13 protein-coding genes are annotated in these 19402 nt (G+C 66.5%); all 13 read right to left on the bottom strand.

The window, feature by feature from the left end; translation table 11 throughout:
* Positions 1 to 127 precede the first annotated feature (127 nt).
* Positions 128 to 679, bottom strand: coding sequence for a hypothetical protein (locus tag AB3X89_RS02825; protein ID WP_368581732.1), 552 nt, complete (start codon positions 677 to 679; stop codon positions 128 to 130).
* A 56-nt stretch (positions 680 to 735) separates the two neighbouring features.
* Positions 736 to 1662: a hypothetical protein gene (locus AB3X89_RS02820; RefSeq protein ID WP_368581731.1), complete on the bottom strand. Its 927-nt coding sequence runs from the start codon at positions 1660 to 1662 to the stop codon at positions 736 to 738.
* 21 nt (positions 1663 to 1683) lie between these two features.
* Positions 1684 to 2316, bottom strand: a complete 633-nt coding sequence (locus AB3X89_RS02815; RefSeq protein WP_368581730.1) for an OmpA family protein — start codon at positions 2314 to 2316, stop codon at positions 1684 to 1686.
* A gap of 176 nt (positions 2317 to 2492) precedes the next feature.
* The gene (tagF, locus tag AB3X89_RS02810; RefSeq protein WP_368581729.1) at positions 2493 to 3194 is read right to left on the bottom strand and encodes a type VI secretion system-associated protein TagF; all 702 of its coding nucleotides are present in this window, start codon (positions 3192 to 3194) and stop codon (positions 2493 to 2495) included.
* Positions 3191 to 6730 (bottom strand): type VI secretion system membrane subunit TssM, encoded by a 3540-nt coding sequence (gene tssM / locus AB3X89_RS02805; protein WP_368581728.1) that lies wholly within the window; start codon positions 6728 to 6730, stop codon positions 3191 to 3193. The genes tagF and tssM overlap by 4 nt, the downstream gene beginning before the upstream one ends.
* A 46-nt stretch (positions 6731 to 6776) precedes the next feature.
* Entirely contained in the window at positions 6777 to 8066 is a 1290-nt protein-coding gene (locus AB3X89_RS02800) for a DotU family type VI secretion system protein (protein ID WP_368581727.1), read from the bottom strand.
* 23 nt (positions 8067 to 8089) lie between these two features.
* Entirely contained in the window at positions 8090 to 9424 is a 1335-nt protein-coding gene (tssK, locus tag AB3X89_RS02795; RefSeq protein WP_368581726.1) for a type VI secretion system baseplate subunit TssK, read from the bottom strand.
* A 20-nt stretch (positions 9425 to 9444) separates the two neighbouring features.
* A complete protein-coding gene (gene tagH / locus AB3X89_RS02790; RefSeq protein ID WP_368581725.1) occupies positions 9445 to 11238 on the bottom strand; it encodes a type VI secretion system-associated FHA domain protein TagH in 1794 nt (597 codons plus the stop codon).
* Positions 11239 to 11269: 31 nt separating this feature from the next.
* Positions 11270 to 13261, bottom strand: coding sequence for a type VI secretion system Vgr family protein (locus tag AB3X89_RS02785; RefSeq protein WP_368581724.1), 1992 nt, complete (start codon positions 13259 to 13261; stop codon positions 11270 to 11272).
* 1 nt (position 13262) lies between these two features.
* The gene (locus AB3X89_RS02780; protein WP_368581723.1) at positions 13263 to 13652 is read right to left on the bottom strand and encodes a DUF4280 domain-containing protein; all 390 of its coding nucleotides are present in this window, start codon (positions 13650 to 13652) and stop codon (positions 13263 to 13265) included.
* 26 nt (positions 13653 to 13678) lie between these two features.
* Positions 13679 to 16435: a type VI secretion system ATPase TssH gene (gene tssH, locus AB3X89_RS02775; protein ID WP_368581722.1), complete on the bottom strand. Its 2757-nt coding sequence runs from the start codon at positions 16433 to 16435 to the stop codon at positions 13679 to 13681.
* Between the two features lie 4 nt (positions 16436 to 16439).
* Positions 16440 to 17519, bottom strand: a complete 1080-nt coding sequence (tssG, locus tag AB3X89_RS02770) for a type VI secretion system baseplate subunit TssG (RefSeq protein ID WP_368581721.1) — start codon at positions 17517 to 17519, stop codon at positions 16440 to 16442.
* Positions 17504 to 19399, bottom strand: a complete 1896-nt coding sequence (tssF, locus tag AB3X89_RS02765; RefSeq protein WP_368581720.1) for a type VI secretion system baseplate subunit TssF — start codon at positions 19397 to 19399, stop codon at positions 17504 to 17506. Before tssF ends, tssG begins: the two co-directional genes overlap by 16 nt.
* Between the last annotated feature and the right edge of the window lie 3 nt (positions 19400 to 19402).

The following is a 19402-nucleotide window of genomic DNA, read 5'->3' as shown; positions in this document are numbered from 1 at the left end:
GGTCCGTTACGTCGGGGTCTGCGGTACTGTGTATCGTAGACGGTCCGATTCGTCGAGGGGTTCACCGACGATCGCCGACGCACAACGTATTTGCCCCAATCGCGGCACGCGAACCGCCGCGCCCGCGTCAATTCGCAAACGTGGCCAGCTTGAACGTGCACGCAGTCGCCCCCGGCATCAGCAGCCCCTGCTCCACGCCGACGGGCACCTGACTCTTGCCCGGCCCGTACAGCCAGTAGGTGAAGTAAAGCGCTCCCGCATGACTGACCGCGAGCCGTTCCAACGCTTGGAATGGCCCCGAATTGATCTTGCCCAATTGCGGCACGAGGTTGATATCGGTCGAACCGCCGAGCGTGTGCGGAATCGCGTGGCCGCGATGGTAGGTCCCGCCGTTCGCGAGCGGGTGTCCGCGCATCCGCGTGGCGATTGCCTTGCGCGGCACCGCACTCTTTCCCTGACTGATGCCCCACGCCGCGACGAGGCGCTCGGTCGACATGTCGAACAGATAGGAAAACTGGCTCACGGTCGTTTCGAGCAAGTCGCACGATGCCACGCGCCCAACGTAGTCGTCAGCCCACAGGTCGACTAGCAGCGGCGCGACCTCGTCGTTGAACGCGTCTGCCGCATGCGCTTGCGACAGGCGCGGCAAAATGCGGTTGAGTTCTGCGTAATCCGTCATACGTCACCTCGACAGCGCGTTTCGCGCGGGCTCGCTTCGTCCTCGCTTGGTCCTCGCTATCCGCCCGCTCTCGCGACCGCCTCCTGCAAGCGCCGCCGCACCTTGCCGACATCGATGCCGCCGGGTCCCGGCGTATCGATGATCGGCATATAGCGCGCGGGCGTATGCAGCAAGTAGGCCTGCATCTCATCGATCACGATCCGGTCGCTCGGGTCATAGCCGAGATTCTCCAGTTGCCGGGTCAGCTCCGCGCGTTCCTCGTAGCTCAGTACCTGCCACCAGAACGCGCGGCACGCGTGCGCGTATGCGCCGTCCGAGAAGTACTGCCAATGACCCAATTCGTGACTGAGGATCGCCGCCCTGACCGTGGCGTCGATCATCTCGCCGCCCGGCGCGCGACCCAGCCCGGGAATGGTGATCAGAAAGTCGTGTGCGTTGGCCGCTTTCCAGGTCCCCTTCTCGTCGCGAATCAAACGCCATCGCACGAGAATCGTCTGCAGAGTGCGCTCGCCCTGGTTCAGCACCACGCCCTGCTCGCGCGCGAGTTCGAAGAAATGCGTCAACTCCTCCGTGCTGAAGTTGTTGCCCGCCGTCAGCCCGGTCGGGTCGGTGCCGAAGCGCCGCGCGTGAGCCGCGATGGCCGCCGCCGACACCACCCGGTCGTGCGGCATGTCGCGGCGTTCGAGCAATGCCACCACCCGTGCGAACATCGCGCCCTGTTGCTCGAGGCTGGCCGCCTGCATCACATAGAGGCCGGGATGGTCCGTCACGGTGAACAGTTGCTGGCGGGCGTCGGGCGCCAACGCGGCGGCGAGCTGGGCAAGCGGCAAGCGCACCGCGCCGGTGTCGTCGTCGACGGCGGCGGGTCGGTTGGCGGCCTCGTTCGAGGCCTGCGGACCCGCGGCGACCGCGATCGTGGCCACGCACGCGAACAGCAGCATCGCCCGTTTCGCGACGTCGCAATACACGCGATAACGTGTCATCGGCGGCAACCTCGAAAGCACCTAATCCGTGACCGTGACGATCGTCACCCGACGGTTCTCGGGTGCCGTCGGATTGCGCTTGTTCAACGGATCGGAAGAACCCTTGCCGAGCGACGACAGCCGCTCCGCCGCGATGCCGTCCTTCTGCGTCAGATATTCGACCACCGCGGCCGCACGGTCTTCGGAGAGCTTCATGTTGGCATCGGCCGACCCGCGAGGATCGGCGTGCCCTTCGACGCGAAACCGGTACGCCGCGAGTTTCTCCGACTGCAATGCGCCGGCGACCTTGTCGAGCGCGGCCTTCGCGCTGTCGGTGAGCGTGGCCGAATTGGTGGCGAACGTGATCAGGATCTGCGCGGCGGGTTTTCTCGCGGCCGCGGGGCGCGGCGCGGCGGACGGCGGCTTGTTCGACAGCACGAAGCCGCGCGTCACGACGTTCTCGCCCGTCTCGCTCGACTCGTCGGGTTGGAGCGCGCGTGTCACCGACTGCTCGTTGATGTCCTGCTCGTTCAGGACCGGTTCGGCTGCGCGCGCGGCCGTGCACAGCAACGCAAGCAGGCACAGCGCAGCGGACAGAACGCTGCCTGGAAAGCGTCGTGCGGAACAGGAATAGGTCAGGCGTGACAGGCGTGACAGGCGTGACAGGCGTGACATACGGCGATCTCCGCGCAATGGAGTTGCGGTAAGGCCGCCAGCGCCCCGTCCCGGACCGTCGGCGAACACCGGCGGGAACCGGCGTATGACAGCCTCATCACTTAAAGACGAATGACGGGAAGTCAATTTGAAACGCTGCTCCTTACCCCGCGCCGCGCGTGTGTGTGAGGCCGTGACTACGCGACCGGGTTCGAAATCACGTCGATCACCGAGTCCCACTCCTGCCCGCCGACGTCGAGCAGACTCGCGAACTGCAGGCCGGTCGTCGCGGCTGTGGAAACTCTCACCGAAGCCGGCACCGCCGGCGATCCTTCGCTCCACCAGACCGCGTGTCCCACTGCGACGGTCCGTTCGAGCAAGGCCGCGAATCCGCCGTCGGCTGCATCGGGGATGGCGAGCCGCCACGGCATCAAGGTGCGATCCTCGTTGAACAGGCTCTCGGCACACAACGCCGCGTCGAATGCATCGAGGGCGAATTCCGGCGTCAGTGTCGACAAGGCCAACGTCACCAGCCGGTCATACCATCCTTGCGCATCGGACAGTCGCCGTTCGAGTTCGGCGCCGTCGATCGCCTCGGCGATCGTGAACGGAAAATAGCGCCCCACACGGTCCACGCCGGGCGTCAGAACGCCCGCCCACGCGCTCGGGCCATACAGACCCGCGCCAAGCGCGAAACACCACACAGGGGCATTCAGATACAGTTCGAGCCACTGCGCGCCGAAGCGCTGCCGCGCGAGCAACATGCCTTCCTGCAAGCGCTCATCCCAACGCGTGACGAACTCGGCGTCCAGGCGACGTCCTACGAAATCGCCATGCGTGCGCACCTTGCCGAAGAAACCGGGCCCCGGCGCCGGCTCCTGCGCATGCTCGCCTCTCATAGCCGATCCGGACAGCGGAACTGCTCGAGCATCGCGCGACGAAACGGATTCACGATGCTGCTGGCCGCCAGTTCGAAGTCCGCGCGCCGGCCATCCGAGTCGAAGCTCAGGCGGAAGCGGTCAGGTTGCGCGGTAGGTTGCAGGCGCGCGTCGTCCATCAGATGCAGCAGTGCCCACGGTCCGTCGGCGCGCGCCGCCGGTGCATTGCCCGGTGGCGTGAACTCGACGTGCGCCTGGCCGGTGCCCTTGCCGCTCGGCCACTGGAACACCATCGATTGCGGCGCGTCGGGCTTGACGACCATTTGCTGCCCATCGATGTCGAGCGTGAACTGGGTAATCGATGGATCGATCGTGAGCGGCTTCACCGTGAAACGGACCGACACGTCGCGGCCGCCAGCCCGGAAGAACGCATCGCGGATCTGCGCCGCACGCTGGAATTGCGCGAGCACGTCGACCGGGATGCCGAGCGTATCGACGCCGCTGCGCCACTTCCACTGCGGTCCCGACATGTCGACCATCGTTGCGAGGTTCTTCTGGAAGAAGTCGTCGATCAGGCCGCCCGGGCTCAGCAGCTTGCCGAAGTCATCGGGTGCGACGTCGCGCGTCGAGGCGCGCACCAGCGGATAGCGGCCGTCGAGCGCCTGCCGGCACAGCTGCGCCACGTTCGCCTGCCACAACGCGTTCAGGCGCGCCCGCTCGCCGCCCACCATCAGCGACCCAGCGCCGCCCGCGACGTCGGTGGCCACCGTCGCGAGCGGCGGCGGCGCCCCCTGGGCGACCAGCTTGAGCTTGTTCAACGCGTCGCCGGGCGGCGGCGGCAAGCCCTGGCGGCGCGCCGAGTCCGCGGCCTCCAGATAGGTCGCGGCGTCCTTCAGCGCGGCGAGCTGCGTATCGAGTGGAACTGGGCCCGGTGCGCCGGGTTTGCCGGCGAGTTCATGCAGCGCCTGGAAATGCGCGTCGACCGGATTGAGTTCGGCCGGTGCGGGCGGCGCGGCGTCTTCCGGCTGATTGCCGAGCGCGCTCTCGAGACGCTTTTTGGCCGCATCGAGCTTGTTCGTCAATGCGGCGACGCCCTGCTCCGTCAGCGAGCCGCCGGTTCTGGTGCTGCCCAGCGTGGTTTCCTGCGCCGCGGCCAGCATCAGCGAGCGCAGCGGCGAGTCGGGCGCCGCGAGCACATTCGCCACGCGCGCGCCCTGTTGCACGCCGTCGAACGGCACCACGTCGATATCGTTCAGCAACGCGTCCCACTGGCGGATGTACTCGTCGTAGTAAAGCCGCGTGATGCCCGCCTTCAGATCCTCGAGTCCGTTCGGCGTCAAGACCGATTCCTGACGGCCGAGCACCCAGTCGTCCTTCGCGATATCGATCACCGCCGCGTCGCGCAACTGGCCGAACTTCTGATAGCCGGCCCGCGTGTACGCGCCTGAAACACCGCGCGTCAACGGCGCGCCGCTCTTGCGCACGAGCACCAGCGACGCATTGCGCCCCGCCGCGTTGGCGACGCTGAACTCCGGCAGTCTGCTCTGTTCGAGATCGCGTTTGACGCGATTGAACAGGCGCTGCGTCAGCGGCATTTTGGCGAGCGTCGCGCGCGCCTGCGCGATCAGCTCCTTGTCGAGCGGCAGCGATGCATCGAAGCGCGCCGGCTCGAACAACGCGGCGAGATGGCCGTCGATATCGTTGCGCTGATCGTCGCTGGCATCGCGCAACGGCCCGCGGCGCCAATCGACGTCGGCCCACAAGCGCACCGAGTCGGCGTCGAAATGCATCGAATCGCCCAGCATCAGATACGCGCGCAAGACTTCGTACTGGAAGTCGGGATTGTTCGCGTCGCCGCGGCGCAATTCTTCTTCCATCCGGCTCACCACCAGAGGCAGCAGCGTCTGCCGCAACAGACGCCGGTAACTGGCCTGCGCTTCGAGGCCGAGCTTGTCGCCCTGATAAAGGCCGAGACGCGACAGCCACGGCACGCTTTTAGCGCGGTCCGCATAACCGCCGGGCAGGTCGCGCGCGGCATTGAGCAGCGGCAGCAGCGCCAGCGGGTTGTCGCCGGGCTGAGTGGTCTGCGCGAGCTTCTGCAAGTTGGTGACATGCTGTTGAACATCGGCGATATACGCGCGGTTGCGTTGATAGCTGACGAACAGCAGTACCAGCGCGAGCACGGTGACGACACCGATCGCCGCCAGCGCGGCGCGCTGGAACCACCCGCGGCGCCGCTCCAGCTTCTGGTTCACGCCCGCGAGTCCGGCTTCCTCGAAGATCACGCCGCGCAGCAGCCGCGTGATGAAGTACGCGCGCCCGCTCGCCGGATCGGGCAGCACCGCCTGTTGCTGGAAGCCGAGCGCCGAGGCCACCGCGCTCATCACGCGATCGATCGGCCGGCCTTCCTGGGTGCCGCTCGTGAAGTACACGCCGCGCAGCAACGCGGACTGCTCGAAGCGCGTGGTGCTGAAGGTTTCGTCGAGAAAGCTCTTCAGCACGGCTTGCAGACCCGCGAACTGCTGCGGGAATCCATAGACGAGCGCACGCCTGCGCACGTCGGTCTCGCGCTGCATGCGGCTCAGCACGCGGGCTTGCAGCTGCTTTTCCAGCGCGCCGAATTCGGCGGGAAATGCGGCCAGCGCGTCGTCGGGCGAACCGCCCTCGGTGAACGGAAACGTCATGCCCCAGACCTGTTCGCGCTCGTCGCGCCCGAGGTCGTCGAAGAATTCGGCGAAGCCCGCGAGCAGATCGCATTTGGTCACGACCACGTAGACCGGAAAGCGCATGCCGAGCTTGCCGTACAGTTCCCTGAGACGCTCGCGCACGGCTTGCGCCTGCTGCGCGCGTTGCGTGTCGGACAGTTGCAGCAGGTCGCGCGTCGACAGGGCCACGATCACGCCGTTCAGCGGCCGGCGCGGCCGATACTTGCGCAGCAGTTGCAGGAAGCCGGCCCACGCGGCCTGATCGGCTTCGGCGAAACTATCCTGGGTGGTGAAGCGGCCCGCGGTATCGAGCAGCACCGCGTCGTCGGTGAACCACCAGTCGCAATTGCGCGTGCCGCCCACGCCGCCGATCGACTGTTTGCCGAGCCGCTCGGCGAGCGGAAACTTGAGCCCGGAGTTCAGCAGCGCGGTGGTCTTGCCCGTGCCGGGCGCGCCGACGAACATGTACCACGGCAACTGGTACACGTACTGACTGCCGAAGCGCCCCTTGACCCGCGCCTTGCGCAAGGTTGCCATCGCGGCTTCGAAACGCTGCTTCAACGCGGCGATGTCGGCCTCGGATTCTTTCCTGCCGGGCTCGGCCGGTCCTTCCGCCACCACGCGGGTGAACCTGATGTTGGCCACACGCATTGCGATCCAGCGCACGCCCCAGTACACCGCCCACACCAGCAGCAGCGTGATGATCGCGGTCCAGCGGCTGCTGTCGCTTTCGAGCGGCTCATGACCCGCGTACGCGAAGAGCGGCCCCTCGACCCAGATGATCAACGACAGCGCGAGCACGCCGAGCAACGACAGCACGATGGCTCGTCTGAGCCAGCCAAAGATTTTCATATCCGGCTCCCCTGTGCCACGCGCGACGGACTGATCCCGCAGGCCTTCACGATGCCGCTCCCGGCGCCAGCACCGTGATATCGACGCGGCGATTGCGCGCGCGATTCGCGGCGGTATCGTTCGGCGCGATCGGCTCGGCGTCGCCGCGCCCTTCGGCGCTGAAACGCGCCGGGTTGCCGGCCCGCGACGCGAGCATGTCGCGCACCGCTTCGGCGCGCGCCTGCGACAGATGCCAGTTCGACGGGAAGCGCGCGGACAAGACTCGCTGGTTGTCCGTGTGTCCCGCGACCACCACGTTGCCCGGCACTTCTTTCAACGCATCGCCGATGCGCTGGATCAGCGGCACGAAGCCCGCGGCCACATCGGTACTGCCCGACGCGAACAGGCCGTCGCCGTTGATCGTGACGACGGTCCGGTCGGGCAACTCCGACACCTGCACGAGACCGCGGGCGATTTCCGGCGCAAGGAATTGCGACAGCTTCGGCGCGGGCTTGGGCGCCGCCGCCAGTTTCGACGCGAGCACCGGAGCCGGCGCGACGCGGATGCCGTGCAGCGCTTCGAACACGCGGTCGGACATGTCGTTGAGCCTGAAGCTCAACACCAGATGAGCGATCACCAGCACGAGGCAGGCGATTGCCGCCGCGACCCACAACGGCACCAGTTGCAGCAACGGCTTGCGCTCGACCTTGACCGGCAGCCAGTGCGGCGACAGATCGCGTTCGGCCGCGCCGCGCTGGCCGCGAATCATCTGTTCGAGGCGTTCGCGGATCGTGTCGAGCTGCGTGCGGCCACCGTCGATCAGACGGTAACGGCCTTCGAAACCGAGGCCGAGAATCACGTAGATCAGTTCGAGCACGTCGATATTGCCCGCGGGGTTCTGCGCGAGACGCTGCAGGATCAGGAAAAAGCGCTCGCCGCCCGAAGCCTCGTTGTGGAACGTCACCAGCAGGCTGCGGCTGCCCCACAATCCCGCCCCCCACGGCGTGCTGGCGATCGCTTCGTCGAGGAACGTGCACAGGCAGTAGCGCGAGGCGCCGAGCTTCTCGTCGTCGATACCATTGGCGCGGCCTTGCGTCTCGAAGTTGCGCACCATTTGCATCAGCTGGTTGCGCAGGTCTTCGACATTCGGATGGGTCGGCAACTGGCGCAACGGCAGCGCCAGTTCGATCAGCGGATTGGCAGCGCGCAACAGCGGATTCAAACCGCCGCCGGCGGGCAGCATCGGCGCGGGCGTCGCGGCGGTTGCGATGAACGGCGCCCGCGTGCCGCCCGGCGTCGGAATCAGGATCGTCGCGCCGGGATCGTCGGCGGGGCCACGCGGTTCGTCTGGACTCACGATGAACTTCCTCAATCAATGCGTCAGCGGCGAATTGCCCAGAACTCCATCGTCAGTCCGGGAAAGTCACCGGCGACGTGCAACGCCATGCCCGCGGAATTCGCGAACTGCTTCCACAGCTCGTTGCCGCGATCGAGTTCGAAGTAGGTAAAGCCCGCATGGAACGGCAGTTGCCGCGGCGCCACCGGCAACGCGCGCAGGCCGACGCCGGGCAATTGCAGATTGACGAGATCGCGAATGCGTTCGATCGGGCCGATCTTCACCTGCGGCGCGAAGCCGGTCAGGATGTGCTCGGCCGGCAATTGCGCGCGCACCGCGAGCACGAAGGTCGCGCCGGCAAACAGCGTCTTGTCCGGCACGATCGCCACGCGCAAACCGAACTTGCGCTCTTCAAGCGGGATCGCCACCGCGTGCGGGTCCATCACCATGCTCAGCGACGCGCGAATGTCGTCGATCACCGGCGCGAAGGTTTCGCGCAGCCACTCATGGCGATACACCGGATACGCCGGCGGCCGCTTCGACGCCTGGCTGAAAGTTGCCAACTCGCCGGCCAGCTGCACGGCCACCTGGTACAGCGCTTCGGGATGCAAACCGGTCATCGTCGACAGATGCGCGGCGAGCGGCTCGTGGCGATTGATCAGTTGCAGCAACAGAAAGTCGGCCACCTCCGCGACGCCGGTCACGCCGGGCTGCGCAAGCCGTCCGGCCAGCGCTTCGCCGCGCTGATGCAGAAGGCCCACGAGGTCGTCGACGAACGCCGCGAGCCGGCGCGCCACCCGGTAGTCGAGACACGGCGGGCTGTAGTCGTTTTCGAGCACGACGCGGTTGTCCGGCAGACGCTCGAGCACGCGCGCGACGCCGAGCGCCGTGTACGCGTTCGCCACGTCGGGCGCGAGCGCGAGGCGCACCCGCAGTTTGCCGATCTGCAGCAACGCCGCGCCGGCATTCGGATCGTTGCTGTCGCTGACGTCGAATTCGGCGACACGGTGCCGCGCGAAGTTCTCCTCGCTGGCTTCGTTGCCCGTTTCGGCGACGCCAGGCCTGCGCACCGGCAGCGCCAGTTGGACCAGCATGTTGCGGGTGCCTTCGGGAATCTTGAGCGGCTCGGGCAGATCATCGTCGGCGGGCAGATCGAACGGCGTGCCGTCCGGCATCACGCCCGAGCACGACAGCAGCGCGAGCTTGCCGAGCTTGAGCAGCGGCTCGTCGATCTCCAGCGCGGTAAAGCCCCAGCTATACGGACGCAGGCCGGCCGCGCGCGTCTCCAGTTGCCGCTGCAGATAGCGGTCGTGCTGCTGCAGATGCTGGGGCTGCAGAAACATCCCCTCCGACCAGATGACTTTGCTGTTCCAGGACATGTTGTCTCGTTCAAATGTTGCTAGGTGGGATCGCCGGGATGTTTCGGCTGACGCTCGCGGGCCGCGCGCAGTTCGTCGATCTGGGCCTCGTACGCTTCATTGAATGCCCGACCGAAGAACTTCTGGAAGTCGTCGTCGGCATCGCGCGCGACGGCGCCCTGCAATGCGACGAACAGATCCCACAGTTTCGCCTTGCGGTTGGACAGCACTTTTTCGAGCGCGCCGGGGTCTTTCAGCTGCGCTTCGATCGAAGCGGGATTGAAGCGCGCCAGCACGTGCGCGAGCGCCGCGCGCATGCCGGCGAGCACGGCGAGCTCGTGCGCCTCGATATCGTCGAAGGCGCGCCTGAGCGCTTCGTCGGGCGGCAGATAACCGGCCGAGCGGCCGGTCAGCATCTGCGCCAGCGCGCTGTCGACGTCGGGGAAAAATTTGAGCGGGTTGTTGTCGCGCGCGACGATTATCGTCATGTCGAGACGGGCTTCGCGCTTGGTCATCGAGCGCGCGCGCAGCACGCCCATCGTGCCGCGCAGCGCTTCGCGCAGCATCGTGCCGACCAGACGCGCGAACTCCGGTTCGGGCAGGTTCGGCGCGCGCGACGGGTCGAGGCCGAGGCCTTCGAGCAGCGCCTGCATGGTGGCGGGGTTCTGGCTCGCGGTGGTGGCGGTGGCCGTTTGGCGAACCGGGGCTGGGGCTGGCTGCGCGCTCGGCGCTGGTGCCGGAGACGGCGATGCGGTCGGGCCCGCGGATGGAGCCGGCCGCTGAACCGGCTGCGCCACTGGCTGCGGGGCCGGCTCCGAAGCGGGCTCGGAAGCGGGCTCCAAAGCGGACTGCCCAGCCAGCGACGGCCCCGGCGCCGCAGCCGGCACGGCAACCCGCGCGGTGGCGGCCTGCGGCGCGACCACGGGCACGATCACCGGCACCACCGGCGCCAGAGGGGTCGATGGCGCGAACTGGGTCGACGGCGTGGACGCCGCCGACGGTATCCCGAACAGATCATCGAACGGTGTCGGGGCCGACCCCGCCGCGCCGGGATCGAGCAATCCCGGCGGCAAGCCGGTCGGGCCGCCCAAAGGCGCCGCCGACGGCGCGGGCGCAGTGGGCCATCCCGGCAACTCGTGCGCAGGACGCGGTGCGGCCGGCGACCCGCTGCCCTGCCCCGGCGTTTCCCACTGCGCCAACGCATCCGCGAGCGGGTCGTAGTCCGCCGGGATGCCTCCCACGGGCGTGGCCGGCCTGCCGGGCTCGGGCCGGGATGCCTGCGGCGCCGAGAACGCCTGCAACTCCGGCGACACATGATCGCTCTCCGAGCCCGCAAAGCCCGGACCCGTCGAGATCCGCTGCTGTGCGCCGAAGCCCGGCTGCCCGAGCGGATCGAGCGCGCCGAGCTGCAACACGTCGCCCTGCGAATCGGCGGGCAACGGTCCGCTGAGCACTTGCGCGGCACTCAGCGGATCATGGCCGCCCGTCAGCCCGCGCACGTCCGCCGCCTGCTCGCCGATCGACACCTCCAGCAGATACGGACCGATCACCAGACGGTCGCCGTCCGCGAGCCGCGCCTCGCGCGTGCCGCCGAGCGCGCGCTGATTCAGCACGCTCGGATTGCTGCCCAGATCGCACAGCAGATAATCGCCGCCGCGAAACTCGACGCGCGCGTGCACGCGCGAGATCGCGCGCTGTTGATCGGGCAGCACCAGCGTGCAGTCGTTGGCCCGGCCGATCGTGCCGCCGGCGGGGCCGAACGCGATCACGATCGGCTCGGCCAGCGTCTCGTCGTTGAATCGCGCAACCCGCAGCGAAAGAATCGGATAGTTCACTTGGCTCCCCACGAGCGGTCAGGTGCATCACTCACGATTTGATTTTTTTGGTTCCATCATCGGCGTCTTTGGGCGCGCTCGGTGCGCTCGGCGACGAACCGCTGCCGGAGCCCGCCGAGCCGCCCGAATTGAGCAGGATCGGTGTGCCCGACACCGCCACGCTCACCGGGCCGACCACCACGAACGCGCCGCCCGCTTTCAGCGTAATACTCGCGCCGGCTTCGATCACGATGTTCATGCCCGCCTTGATATGGATATTCATGCCGGCATCGATCGCGTAGTCCATGCCGACTTTTTCCTGCAGCTTCTGCCCAACCTTCAGCGACGCGTTGCCGTCGACCTGGGCGTTCTGGTCGCCCGTCACGGCATCGTGGCGCGCGCCGGTGATCGCGACGAACTCGTTGCCGGTCACCTTCAGATGCCGGTCGTTGCCGACATTGCTCAGCATGTCGTTCTTGACCCAGGTCTCGTGGTCCTTCTCGGCGTGGAAGAACAGTTGTTCACTGCCCTTGTCGTCGTCGAAGCGCATTTCGTTGAAACCGCCGCCGCCCTTGGTCGAATTGCTCTTCAGCGTCGAGAACATCTGATTGGCCGGCAGCGCGTACGGCGGCATCGTGTTCGCGTTGTACACGCATCCGGTCACGAGCGGCCGGTCCGGATCGCCCTCGACGAATTCCACGACCACCTCCTGACCGATCCGCGGCAGGAAGAACGTGCCCCAGTTCTTGCCGGCCCAGCTCTGCGACACGCGCACCCAGCACCGCTTCATGCGCGCGTCCGAATCGGACGGCGGGGCGAACTGCTCCCAATGAAACTGCACCTTGATGCGGCCGTATTTATCGGTGAGGATTTCTTCACCGTCCGGGCCGACCACCATCGCGGTCTGCGGGCCCGCCACGACCGGCTGCGGCGTCAGCCGCTCCGAGCGGAAGTGGTTTTCCTTGCGCAACGCGCTGAACGCGCAGTCGAAGAACGGCAGCGAAGGATCGTGGCGCACCGTCGACACATAGACATCCGAATTGATCTCGTACGCGGCGCTGACCACCAGATAGTCGTGGTTCTGCGTGTCACAGGCGTGATTTTCGAGCTTGAACTGACCGCCCGGCCAGATGCCGCGCGCGCTCGCGCGGCCCGAGATGCTGTCGTTGCGCGCCTGACGAATCTCGATACCGACCTTCGCATAGCGGTCGCCGTCGCTCGCCTGCACGTGGCCGCTCAGATGTTCCTGCATCGCGTACACCGGCGGATCGTAGACTTTCGGCCGGGTCGCGCGCGACAGCAGGCCTTGCTGATTGCTCAACGTGGGCTTTTCGAAATCGTAGTCGTTGACTTCGTACTTGCCGGTCTGCAATTCCGCGCCCGAACTCCACGCATACACGCATTCCATCTCGTTCGAAGGCTCGTACCACGCATCGTATGGAATCGACGCATAGTGTTCGATCGGTGCGTGCACGTCGCTCGAATCGGTCAGCACCAGCGTGTGCTTGCCCCCTTTGTGCTCGAAGTAGTAGTAGATGCCCTCGTGCTCCATCAGGCGGCTCACGAACGCGAAATCGGTCTCCCGGTATTGCGCGCAGTGCTGCAGCGACGGATAGGTCGCCTGGCACTTGTTGCTGACGTCGATGTTGTAGTCCTGCAGCACGCTGGTCACAATGTCGAGCACGCTCTTTTCATGGAAAAAGCGGCTGTGCGACGCGCGTGTGAGCAGCCACAGCCGCGGGCGCACCACCGCTTCGTAGCGCGCCATGCGGTTGCGGGTGTTGTCGCCCGGCGCGACGATCCGGAATGCCGTGACGATGCCGTTGAATTGCCGCTCGCCCTCGCCCGGCAACGACAGCGCAATCGAGATGTCATGCCCGAGCAGATCGCCGGCTTGCAGATCGTTGCGCTTGCTCAGCAGGTCGAGCCGCCATTCGCTCAGGCGCCCCAGCTCCTCGGTGCCGCTCAGATGCAGAAACAGCAGATCCTCGCCGGCAGGCGCGCAACTGACGGTGACGTGTCGGTTCGGGTTTTGCGAGGTCATATCACGGAATCATCGTCTTGACCGTCGCCGGATTGACGATCGTGACCACGCCGCCCCAGTTGCACATGCAGCTCGACACGTTGTCGAGCGACGGCTGGTTGCCGAGCAGCACGGTCGGCGCGCCCGGCGTCCACGGCGTCATGGTGGCCGGAATGCACGGCATCGGCGTCAGCACGCCCAGCGCCGCCGCCGTCGCGGCGGCGACGGTCGGGTTGGCCGGCGAACTGCACACGCCGAACGGCATGATGTTGACGAGCGGAATGTGATCCATGATGTTGGCCGCGGGCGGCCCTTCGCCCATCACCCGGTTGATCGGTAGCACCACCAGTGTCGAAGGCGCCGCGCCGAACGAACATTGCAGCGTCGCGCCCATGCTGACTTGTTGCGGCATATGAAGGCATCCTCCGGTTGGATCGATCAATCGAACGTATAGAGAAATTCACCGTCGCGCGCGCCGATCTGCACTTTCGTGACCGCGCTTCCGTTCATCATGCGCGTCAAAAATTCCGTGCTGATGCGCGGCAACAGCGTGTTGGTCAGGATTGCGTCGATCATGCGCCCGCCGCTTTCGAGTTCCGTGCAGCGGCTGCCGATCAGCTTCACGACGTCGTCGTCGTAGGTAAACGGAATCTTGTGCGACACGCGGATACGCTTCTCGATCCGGCCGAGCTGTAGCCGGATGATCGCGCCGAGCATTTCGTCGGACAGCGGGAAGTACGGGATCACCACGACGCGTCCCAGCAAGGCCGGCGGAAACACCTTCAGCAACGGCTCGCGCAACGCTTTGGCGATGCCGTCCGGCTCCGGCATCAGCTCCGGGTCCTTGCACAGGCTCGTGATCAGATCCGTGCCGACATTGGTGGTCAACAGGATCAGCGTGTTCTTGAAGTCGATCACGCGGCCCTCGCCGTCTTCCATCCAGCCCTTGTCGAACACCTGGAAGAACAGCTCGTGAACGTCGGGATGGGCCTTCTCGACTTCGTCGAGCAGCACCACGCTGTACGGGCGGCGCCGCACCGCCTCGGTCAGCACGCCCCCTTCGCCATAGCCGACGTAGCCCGGTGGCGCGCCCTTCAGCGACGACACCGTATGCGCCTCCTGGTACTCGCTCATGTTGATCGTGATGACGTTCTGCTCGCCGCCATACAGCACCTCGGCGAGCGCAAGCGCGGTCTCGGTCTTGCCGACCCCCGAGGTGCCGGCGAGCATGAACACGCCGATCGGCTTGTTCGGATTGTCCAGACCCGCGCGCGAAGTCTGAATGCGCCGTGCGATCATCTCCGTCGCATGCGCCTGGCCGATGATGCGGCGGTTCAGGTTCTCCGCGAGCTTCAGCACGTTCTCGATTTCGTTGCGGACCATCCGGCCCACCGGTATGCCGGTCCAGTCCTGCACGACCGAGGCGACCGCCTGCTGATCGACGGTCGGCAGGATCAGCGGGTCTTCGCCTTGATGCTGCGCGAGCTGCGCCTGCAACTCGCGCAGTTCGGCGAGCCGCGCTTCGCGCGTCGCGGTATCGGTGGCGGGGTTTCCGGTTGCGCCCGGTGCGGCTGTTTCGTTTGCGGCTTCGTTTGCGTAGCTCACCTGCGCCGCGCCCTCCACCTTGCCGGTCTCGCCGCGCAGTTGCGCGCGCAGCGCGAGAATCCGCGTGACCAGTTCTTTTTCCGCCTGCCAGCGGGCGTCGAGCGTGGCGAGACGCGCCTGTTCGGCGGCGAGCTTTTCCGCCGCGGCGGCTTCACGCTCCCGCGTGTCGACGCCCACCGCGCTTTCGCGGCCGATGATCGCCAACTCGGTTTCGAGCGCCGCGATCCGCTTGCGCGAATCGTCGACCGACGCCGGCGTCGCATGCTGGCTGACCGCCACGCGCGCGCAGGCGGTGTCGAGCAGGCTGACCGCTTTGTCGGGCAACTGCCGCGCCGGAATGTAGCGATGCGACAGACGTACCGCGGCTTCGAGCGCTTCGTCGAGCACCTGCACCTTGTGGTGCTGCTCCATCGTCGAGGTGACGCCGCGCATCATCAGGATCGCGCGGGTCTCGTCCGGCTCGCTGACCTGCACGACCTGAAAGCGCCGCGTCAGCGCCGGGTCTTTCTCGATGTGCTTCTTGTATTCGGCCCACGTGGTTGCGGCCACCGTGCGCAGCGTGCCGCGCGCGAGCGCGGGCTTCAGCAGATTGGCCGCATCGCCGGTGCCGGCCGCCCCACCCGCGCCGACCAGCGTGTGCGCTTCGTCGATGAACAGGATGATCGGCTTCTCCGAAGCCTGCACTTCCTCGATCACCTGCCGCAAGCGATTTTCGAATTCGCCCTTCATGCTCGCGCCGGCCTGCAACAGACCGACGTCGAGCGTGCGCAACTGCACGTCGCGCAGCGACGGCGGCACGTCGCCCGCCGCGATGCGCTGCGCGAAGCCTTCGACCACCGCGGTTTTGCCGACGCCCGCTTCGCCGGTCAGGATCGGATTGTTCTGCCGGCGGCGCATCAGGATGTCGACCACCTGGCGGATTTCCTCGTCGCGCCCAACGATCGGATCGAGCTTGCCGTTGCGCGCCTGTTCGGTCAGATCGGTGGTGAAGCGGCGCAGTGCCTCCTGCTTGCCTAGCGCGGCGGCCGGCACCGGCCCGCCGGTGGTGTCCGCGTCGCTGCCTTCGCGCTGCGCGCCGCCCGCCTGAAAACCATCGCTCGCGCTCATCGCCGCTTCCGGCGACTCGCGCAGCAGGCTGTGAAATTCATCGACGAGCGAATCGAGCTTGATGCGCTCGAACTGACGCGAGATGCCGTAGAGCCCGTTGCGCAGCGACGGCGTCTTCAGGAGGCCGACCACCAGATGCCCGGTGCGCACCTGCGATTCGCCGAACATCAGCGAGCCGAACACCCAGCCACGCTCGACCGCCTCCTCGACCTGCGACGAAATATCGGTCACCGAACCCGACCCGCGCGGCAACCGGTCGAGCGCTTCGGTCAGATCGCGCGCCAGCGCGGAAGGCTCGAGCCCGTAGTGTTTGATGATGCGGTGCAAGTCGGAGTCCTGCAGTTGCAGGATCTGATGGAACCAGTGCGACAGCTCGATATAAGGATTGCCACGCAGCTTGCAAAACACGTTCGCGCTCTCGATTGCGCGGAACCCGAGCTTGTTCAGCTTGCCGAACAACGCTGCCCGTTTGATCTCGGCCATTTTTCTATTCCCTCGATGATGTCGATGGCGGCGCCCCCGCGGGCGCCTCGCGGGCCGCCACGGCAATCCGTGAACGGCCGTCGGGACCGGTCGGCTGCAACACCAGCTGGCGCTGATCGCCGCGCGCCGGGCGGCCGAGCGTCCACGTGGTGTAGCCGAGCCGCGTGTGGCGCCCGAGCTTGAGGCGCGGTACGTCCTCCTGCTTCAACACCAGCCGGAGATCCCAATCGAGCCCGTCGCGCGCGTAATTGCGCACCCAATCGACGAGGCGGTTCAGACTCTCGCCGCCCGGCAGGAAGCGCTCGTAATCGGCGCGGCTCAACGGTCCGATCACGATGCGGAACTTGTGCTGGCAATCCCACACGCGCGCGCCGAGCAGCGTCGACACGCCGAGCGGGGCCGAACCGTCCGCTGCGCCGAGGCGCAACAGCGAGTTCGCGGGCAGCGTCATCCAATGGCCGACCCACTGCTCGATATCGACCGGCAGGTTGAAAAAGCGCGCGAGCACGAGTTTCAAACCGGCGGCGGGACGGGTCGGCCCGCCCAGCAAACCGGCGAAGTGCAGCTTGGCGAAATCGGGCACCGCGTCGCGCTCGCGCAGCGTCGGCTCGCCGAGCCCGAACACGCTGCCGACATAAAACGAAAAGCGATCGAGCCCCGGACGGTCCAGACTCACGGCCGGTTGCGCATTGGCCCAAGCGCGATAGAAGAGCGACACCATGCGGTGATGGAAGACATCGAGAAAGCGCGCGAAGGTCGGATCGTTCGCGTTGCGCGCGCGGTCGCGCGCGTATTCCGTCAGATGGGTCGGCAGGGGTCCGTGCGGCCCGAGCAGACCGAAGAATTTGACCGCGAGGCGCGCGGCATGATGCTCGCCGGCCGGCGTGAAATCACCGAGCGTGGTCGGATGGAAAACCAGTTCGGGTTCCTGCACGAAGCGAATCGCGTCGTCGCGCGGCTGCATCGACTCCCCCACGCGCGGCTTGTCAAGGTACGCGTTCTCCAGCAGCCGCACGACCTGAAAAAAGTCGAAGCGGCGCGCATCGTCTTCGAGCCGGCGCAGCAGTGTCAGAGCGTCCGGCATTGTCCGACCCTCGCTGGCCAGCGCATGATCTCGCCGCGTGAAAGCGTCTTCACGACGGTCTCGGTGAACGAGTTGATCGATACGTATTGCGCGAAATAATGCGCGAGCACCGCGCCGAGCAGAAACGCGCCGGCACCTTCGAATGCGGCTTCGTCGAGCGTCACCGTCACTTCGAGACCGCGGCCGAACACGATCGGTCCCGCGCACGGCAAGCGTCGCGTCACCGAGCGCGAATCGATCGAGCGCACGCCCTCGATCAGCCGCTGACTCGCGATCTCGTCGGCGGGACAGTAGAGGCTCAGCAGATCGCGCAGCGCGCGGGCGCCCTCCTGCGCATCGTTATCGAGCAGCGACGAGTAGTTCAGCGACAGGTGGCTCAATAGCCGCCATGCCACGGCCCCATGCGCATACGACGGCAGCGGCCGGCTCGGGCCGCTCACGCAGCGCACGCTTTGCACCGGCGCTTCGACATCGAGCGTGAAATCGGCGGGGCCGACGCCGACCGGCATCGTCAATGGCAGGTCGCGGTTCGTGCATAGCACCTGCAAGCCGAGTTGACGCAGGTCGGCGCGAAACGGCGCATTGCTCGCATCCACCAGCGCGATGAACATCTCGCTGCCGAGGTAGCTCGTGCGCGGGCCGCGCTCATGCTGACGTGCCGACGGCAGACGCTTTTCGCGGCGCACCTGGTAGTACGCGCCGGCACGATACGTCGCACCGAGATCGCGCGCGTGATAGAACGGCTCGAAGCGCTGCTCGCCGCCGGCGCCCGCGCTATAGCCCGTCGCACTCTCGATCTGGTAGATCTCGAAGTCCATCGGCCGGGTGCGATCGGCCACCACGTGATACTCGAACTGTTCGTCCGACAGCGCGATGCGATCGGTACGCTTCGAAAAAAGATTGATCGCGGGCGTGCAATGCAGCGCGAAATTATTGCCATCGAGCGACTGTTCGAGCAGCGGATCGCCGCGTTTGAGGAGCACGACGACTTCGATCTCGGTGTCCGCGCAGCGCCGCAACGCCGCCTGCAAGCCGTCGATGGCGACGAACATGAAGCGCTGCGGAAACGCGAAATACTCCTGCAACAGCCGGTAGCCCTGGAACGACTGCCGGCTGACCGGCAGCAATGCCTGATCGTCGGCAAAACCGAGCGGCCGCAGCGCGCTCGCCGGCAATTGCACGTGCCAGGTCGCCGGACGTTTGGCCGGCATCACAACGACGCCGCTCACCGAACCGAGCAGACGCTCGTGGATCCGCGTGGCCATCCCGTCCGAGCCGCGCAGATACAGCGTCAGCCGGTCGAGTTTCAGCTGGTTGATTTTCAGACCGGCGGTGGCGCGCAGACGCAGTCTCAGACCCGCCTTGATACCGGCGCCCGCCGCCATGCTCGCCGGCAACGCGCTGTCGACGCCGCCGAGCGAGCCCGCGTGCGTAAAAAACCGCGCCTCCGTGATTTCTAGCGGCCAAAGCGTCAGTTCGTGCGCGCTGCGGTATTCGCAGCGCGTCGAGCCGTTCTTGTCGAGCACACTGCGCAGCGCGCTGCCGCGTGGAACCCGCACGCCGTCCGCGAGATTGGAGCTCGTCAGGTCGGGCTGGATCTGCACCACGGCCATCGACGGTGTCGGCGCGAGGTAATGCGGATACACCAGTTCCGCGAGGTGCTGGGTGAAGCGCGGGAACTCGTCGTCGATCTTCAGTTGCACGCGCGCCGCGAGGAAACTGAAGCCTTCGAGCAGACGCTCCACATAGGGGTCCGCGCATTCGAGGCTTTCCATGCCGAGGCGCCCGGCGATCTTCGGAAATTCGCGCGCGAACTCGCCACCCATCTCCCGAAGATGCTGCAATTCCTGGCTGTAGTATTTGATCAGGTCGGGATTCATGGC

The organism is Paraburkholderia sp. BR14320 (assembly GCF_040948665.1).
Classification (GTDB): domain Bacteria; phylum Pseudomonadota; class Gammaproteobacteria; order Burkholderiales; family Burkholderiaceae; genus Paraburkholderia; species Paraburkholderia youngii.
The sequence above is the reverse complement of the archived record's forward strand: the minus strand, read 5'-3'. Positions and strand labels throughout refer to the sequence as shown.

Excerpts from the sequence above, each read along its gene's own strand:
- AB3X89_RS02815 (WP_368581730.1), bottom strand. The coding sequence starts at position 2,316 with ATGTCACGCCTGTCACGCCTGTCACGCCTGTCACGCCTGACCTATTCC.
- tssH (WP_368581722.1), bottom strand. The coding sequence starts at position 16,435 with ATGGCCGAGATCAAACGGGCAGCGTTGTTCGGCAAGCTGAACAAGCTC.
- AB3X89_RS02825 (WP_368581732.1), bottom strand. The coding sequence starts at position 679 with ATGACGGATTACGCAGAACTCAACCGCATTTTGCCGCGCCTGTCGCAA.
- AB3X89_RS02780 (WP_368581723.1), bottom strand. The coding sequence starts at position 13,652 with ATGCCGCAACAAGTCAGCATGGGCGCGACGCTGCAATGTTCGTTCGGC.
- tssF (WP_368581720.1), bottom strand. The coding sequence starts at position 19,399 with ATGAATCCCGACCTGATCAAATACTACAGCCAGGAATTGCAGCATCTT.
- AB3X89_RS02785 (WP_368581724.1), bottom strand. The coding sequence starts at position 13,261 with ATGACCTCGCAAAACCCGAACCGACACGTCACCGTCAGTTGCGCGCCT.
- tagF (WP_368581729.1), bottom strand. The coding sequence starts at position 3,194 with ATGAGAGGCGAGCATGCGCAGGAGCCGGCGCCGGGGCCCGGTTTCTTC.
- tssK (WP_368581726.1), bottom strand. The coding sequence starts at position 9,424 with ATGTCCTGGAACAGCAAAGTCATCTGGTCGGAGGGGATGTTTCTGCAG.
- tssG (WP_368581721.1), bottom strand. The coding sequence starts at position 17,519 with ATGCCGGACGCTCTGACACTGCTGCGCCGGCTCGAAGACGATGCGCGC.
- tssM (WP_368581728.1), bottom strand. The coding sequence starts at position 6,730 with ATGAAAATCTTTGGCTGGCTCAGACGAGCCATCGTGCTGTCGTTGCTC.
- AB3X89_RS02820 (WP_368581731.1), bottom strand. The coding sequence starts at position 1,662 with ATGACACGTTATCGCGTGTATTGCGACGTCGCGAAACGGGCGATGCTG.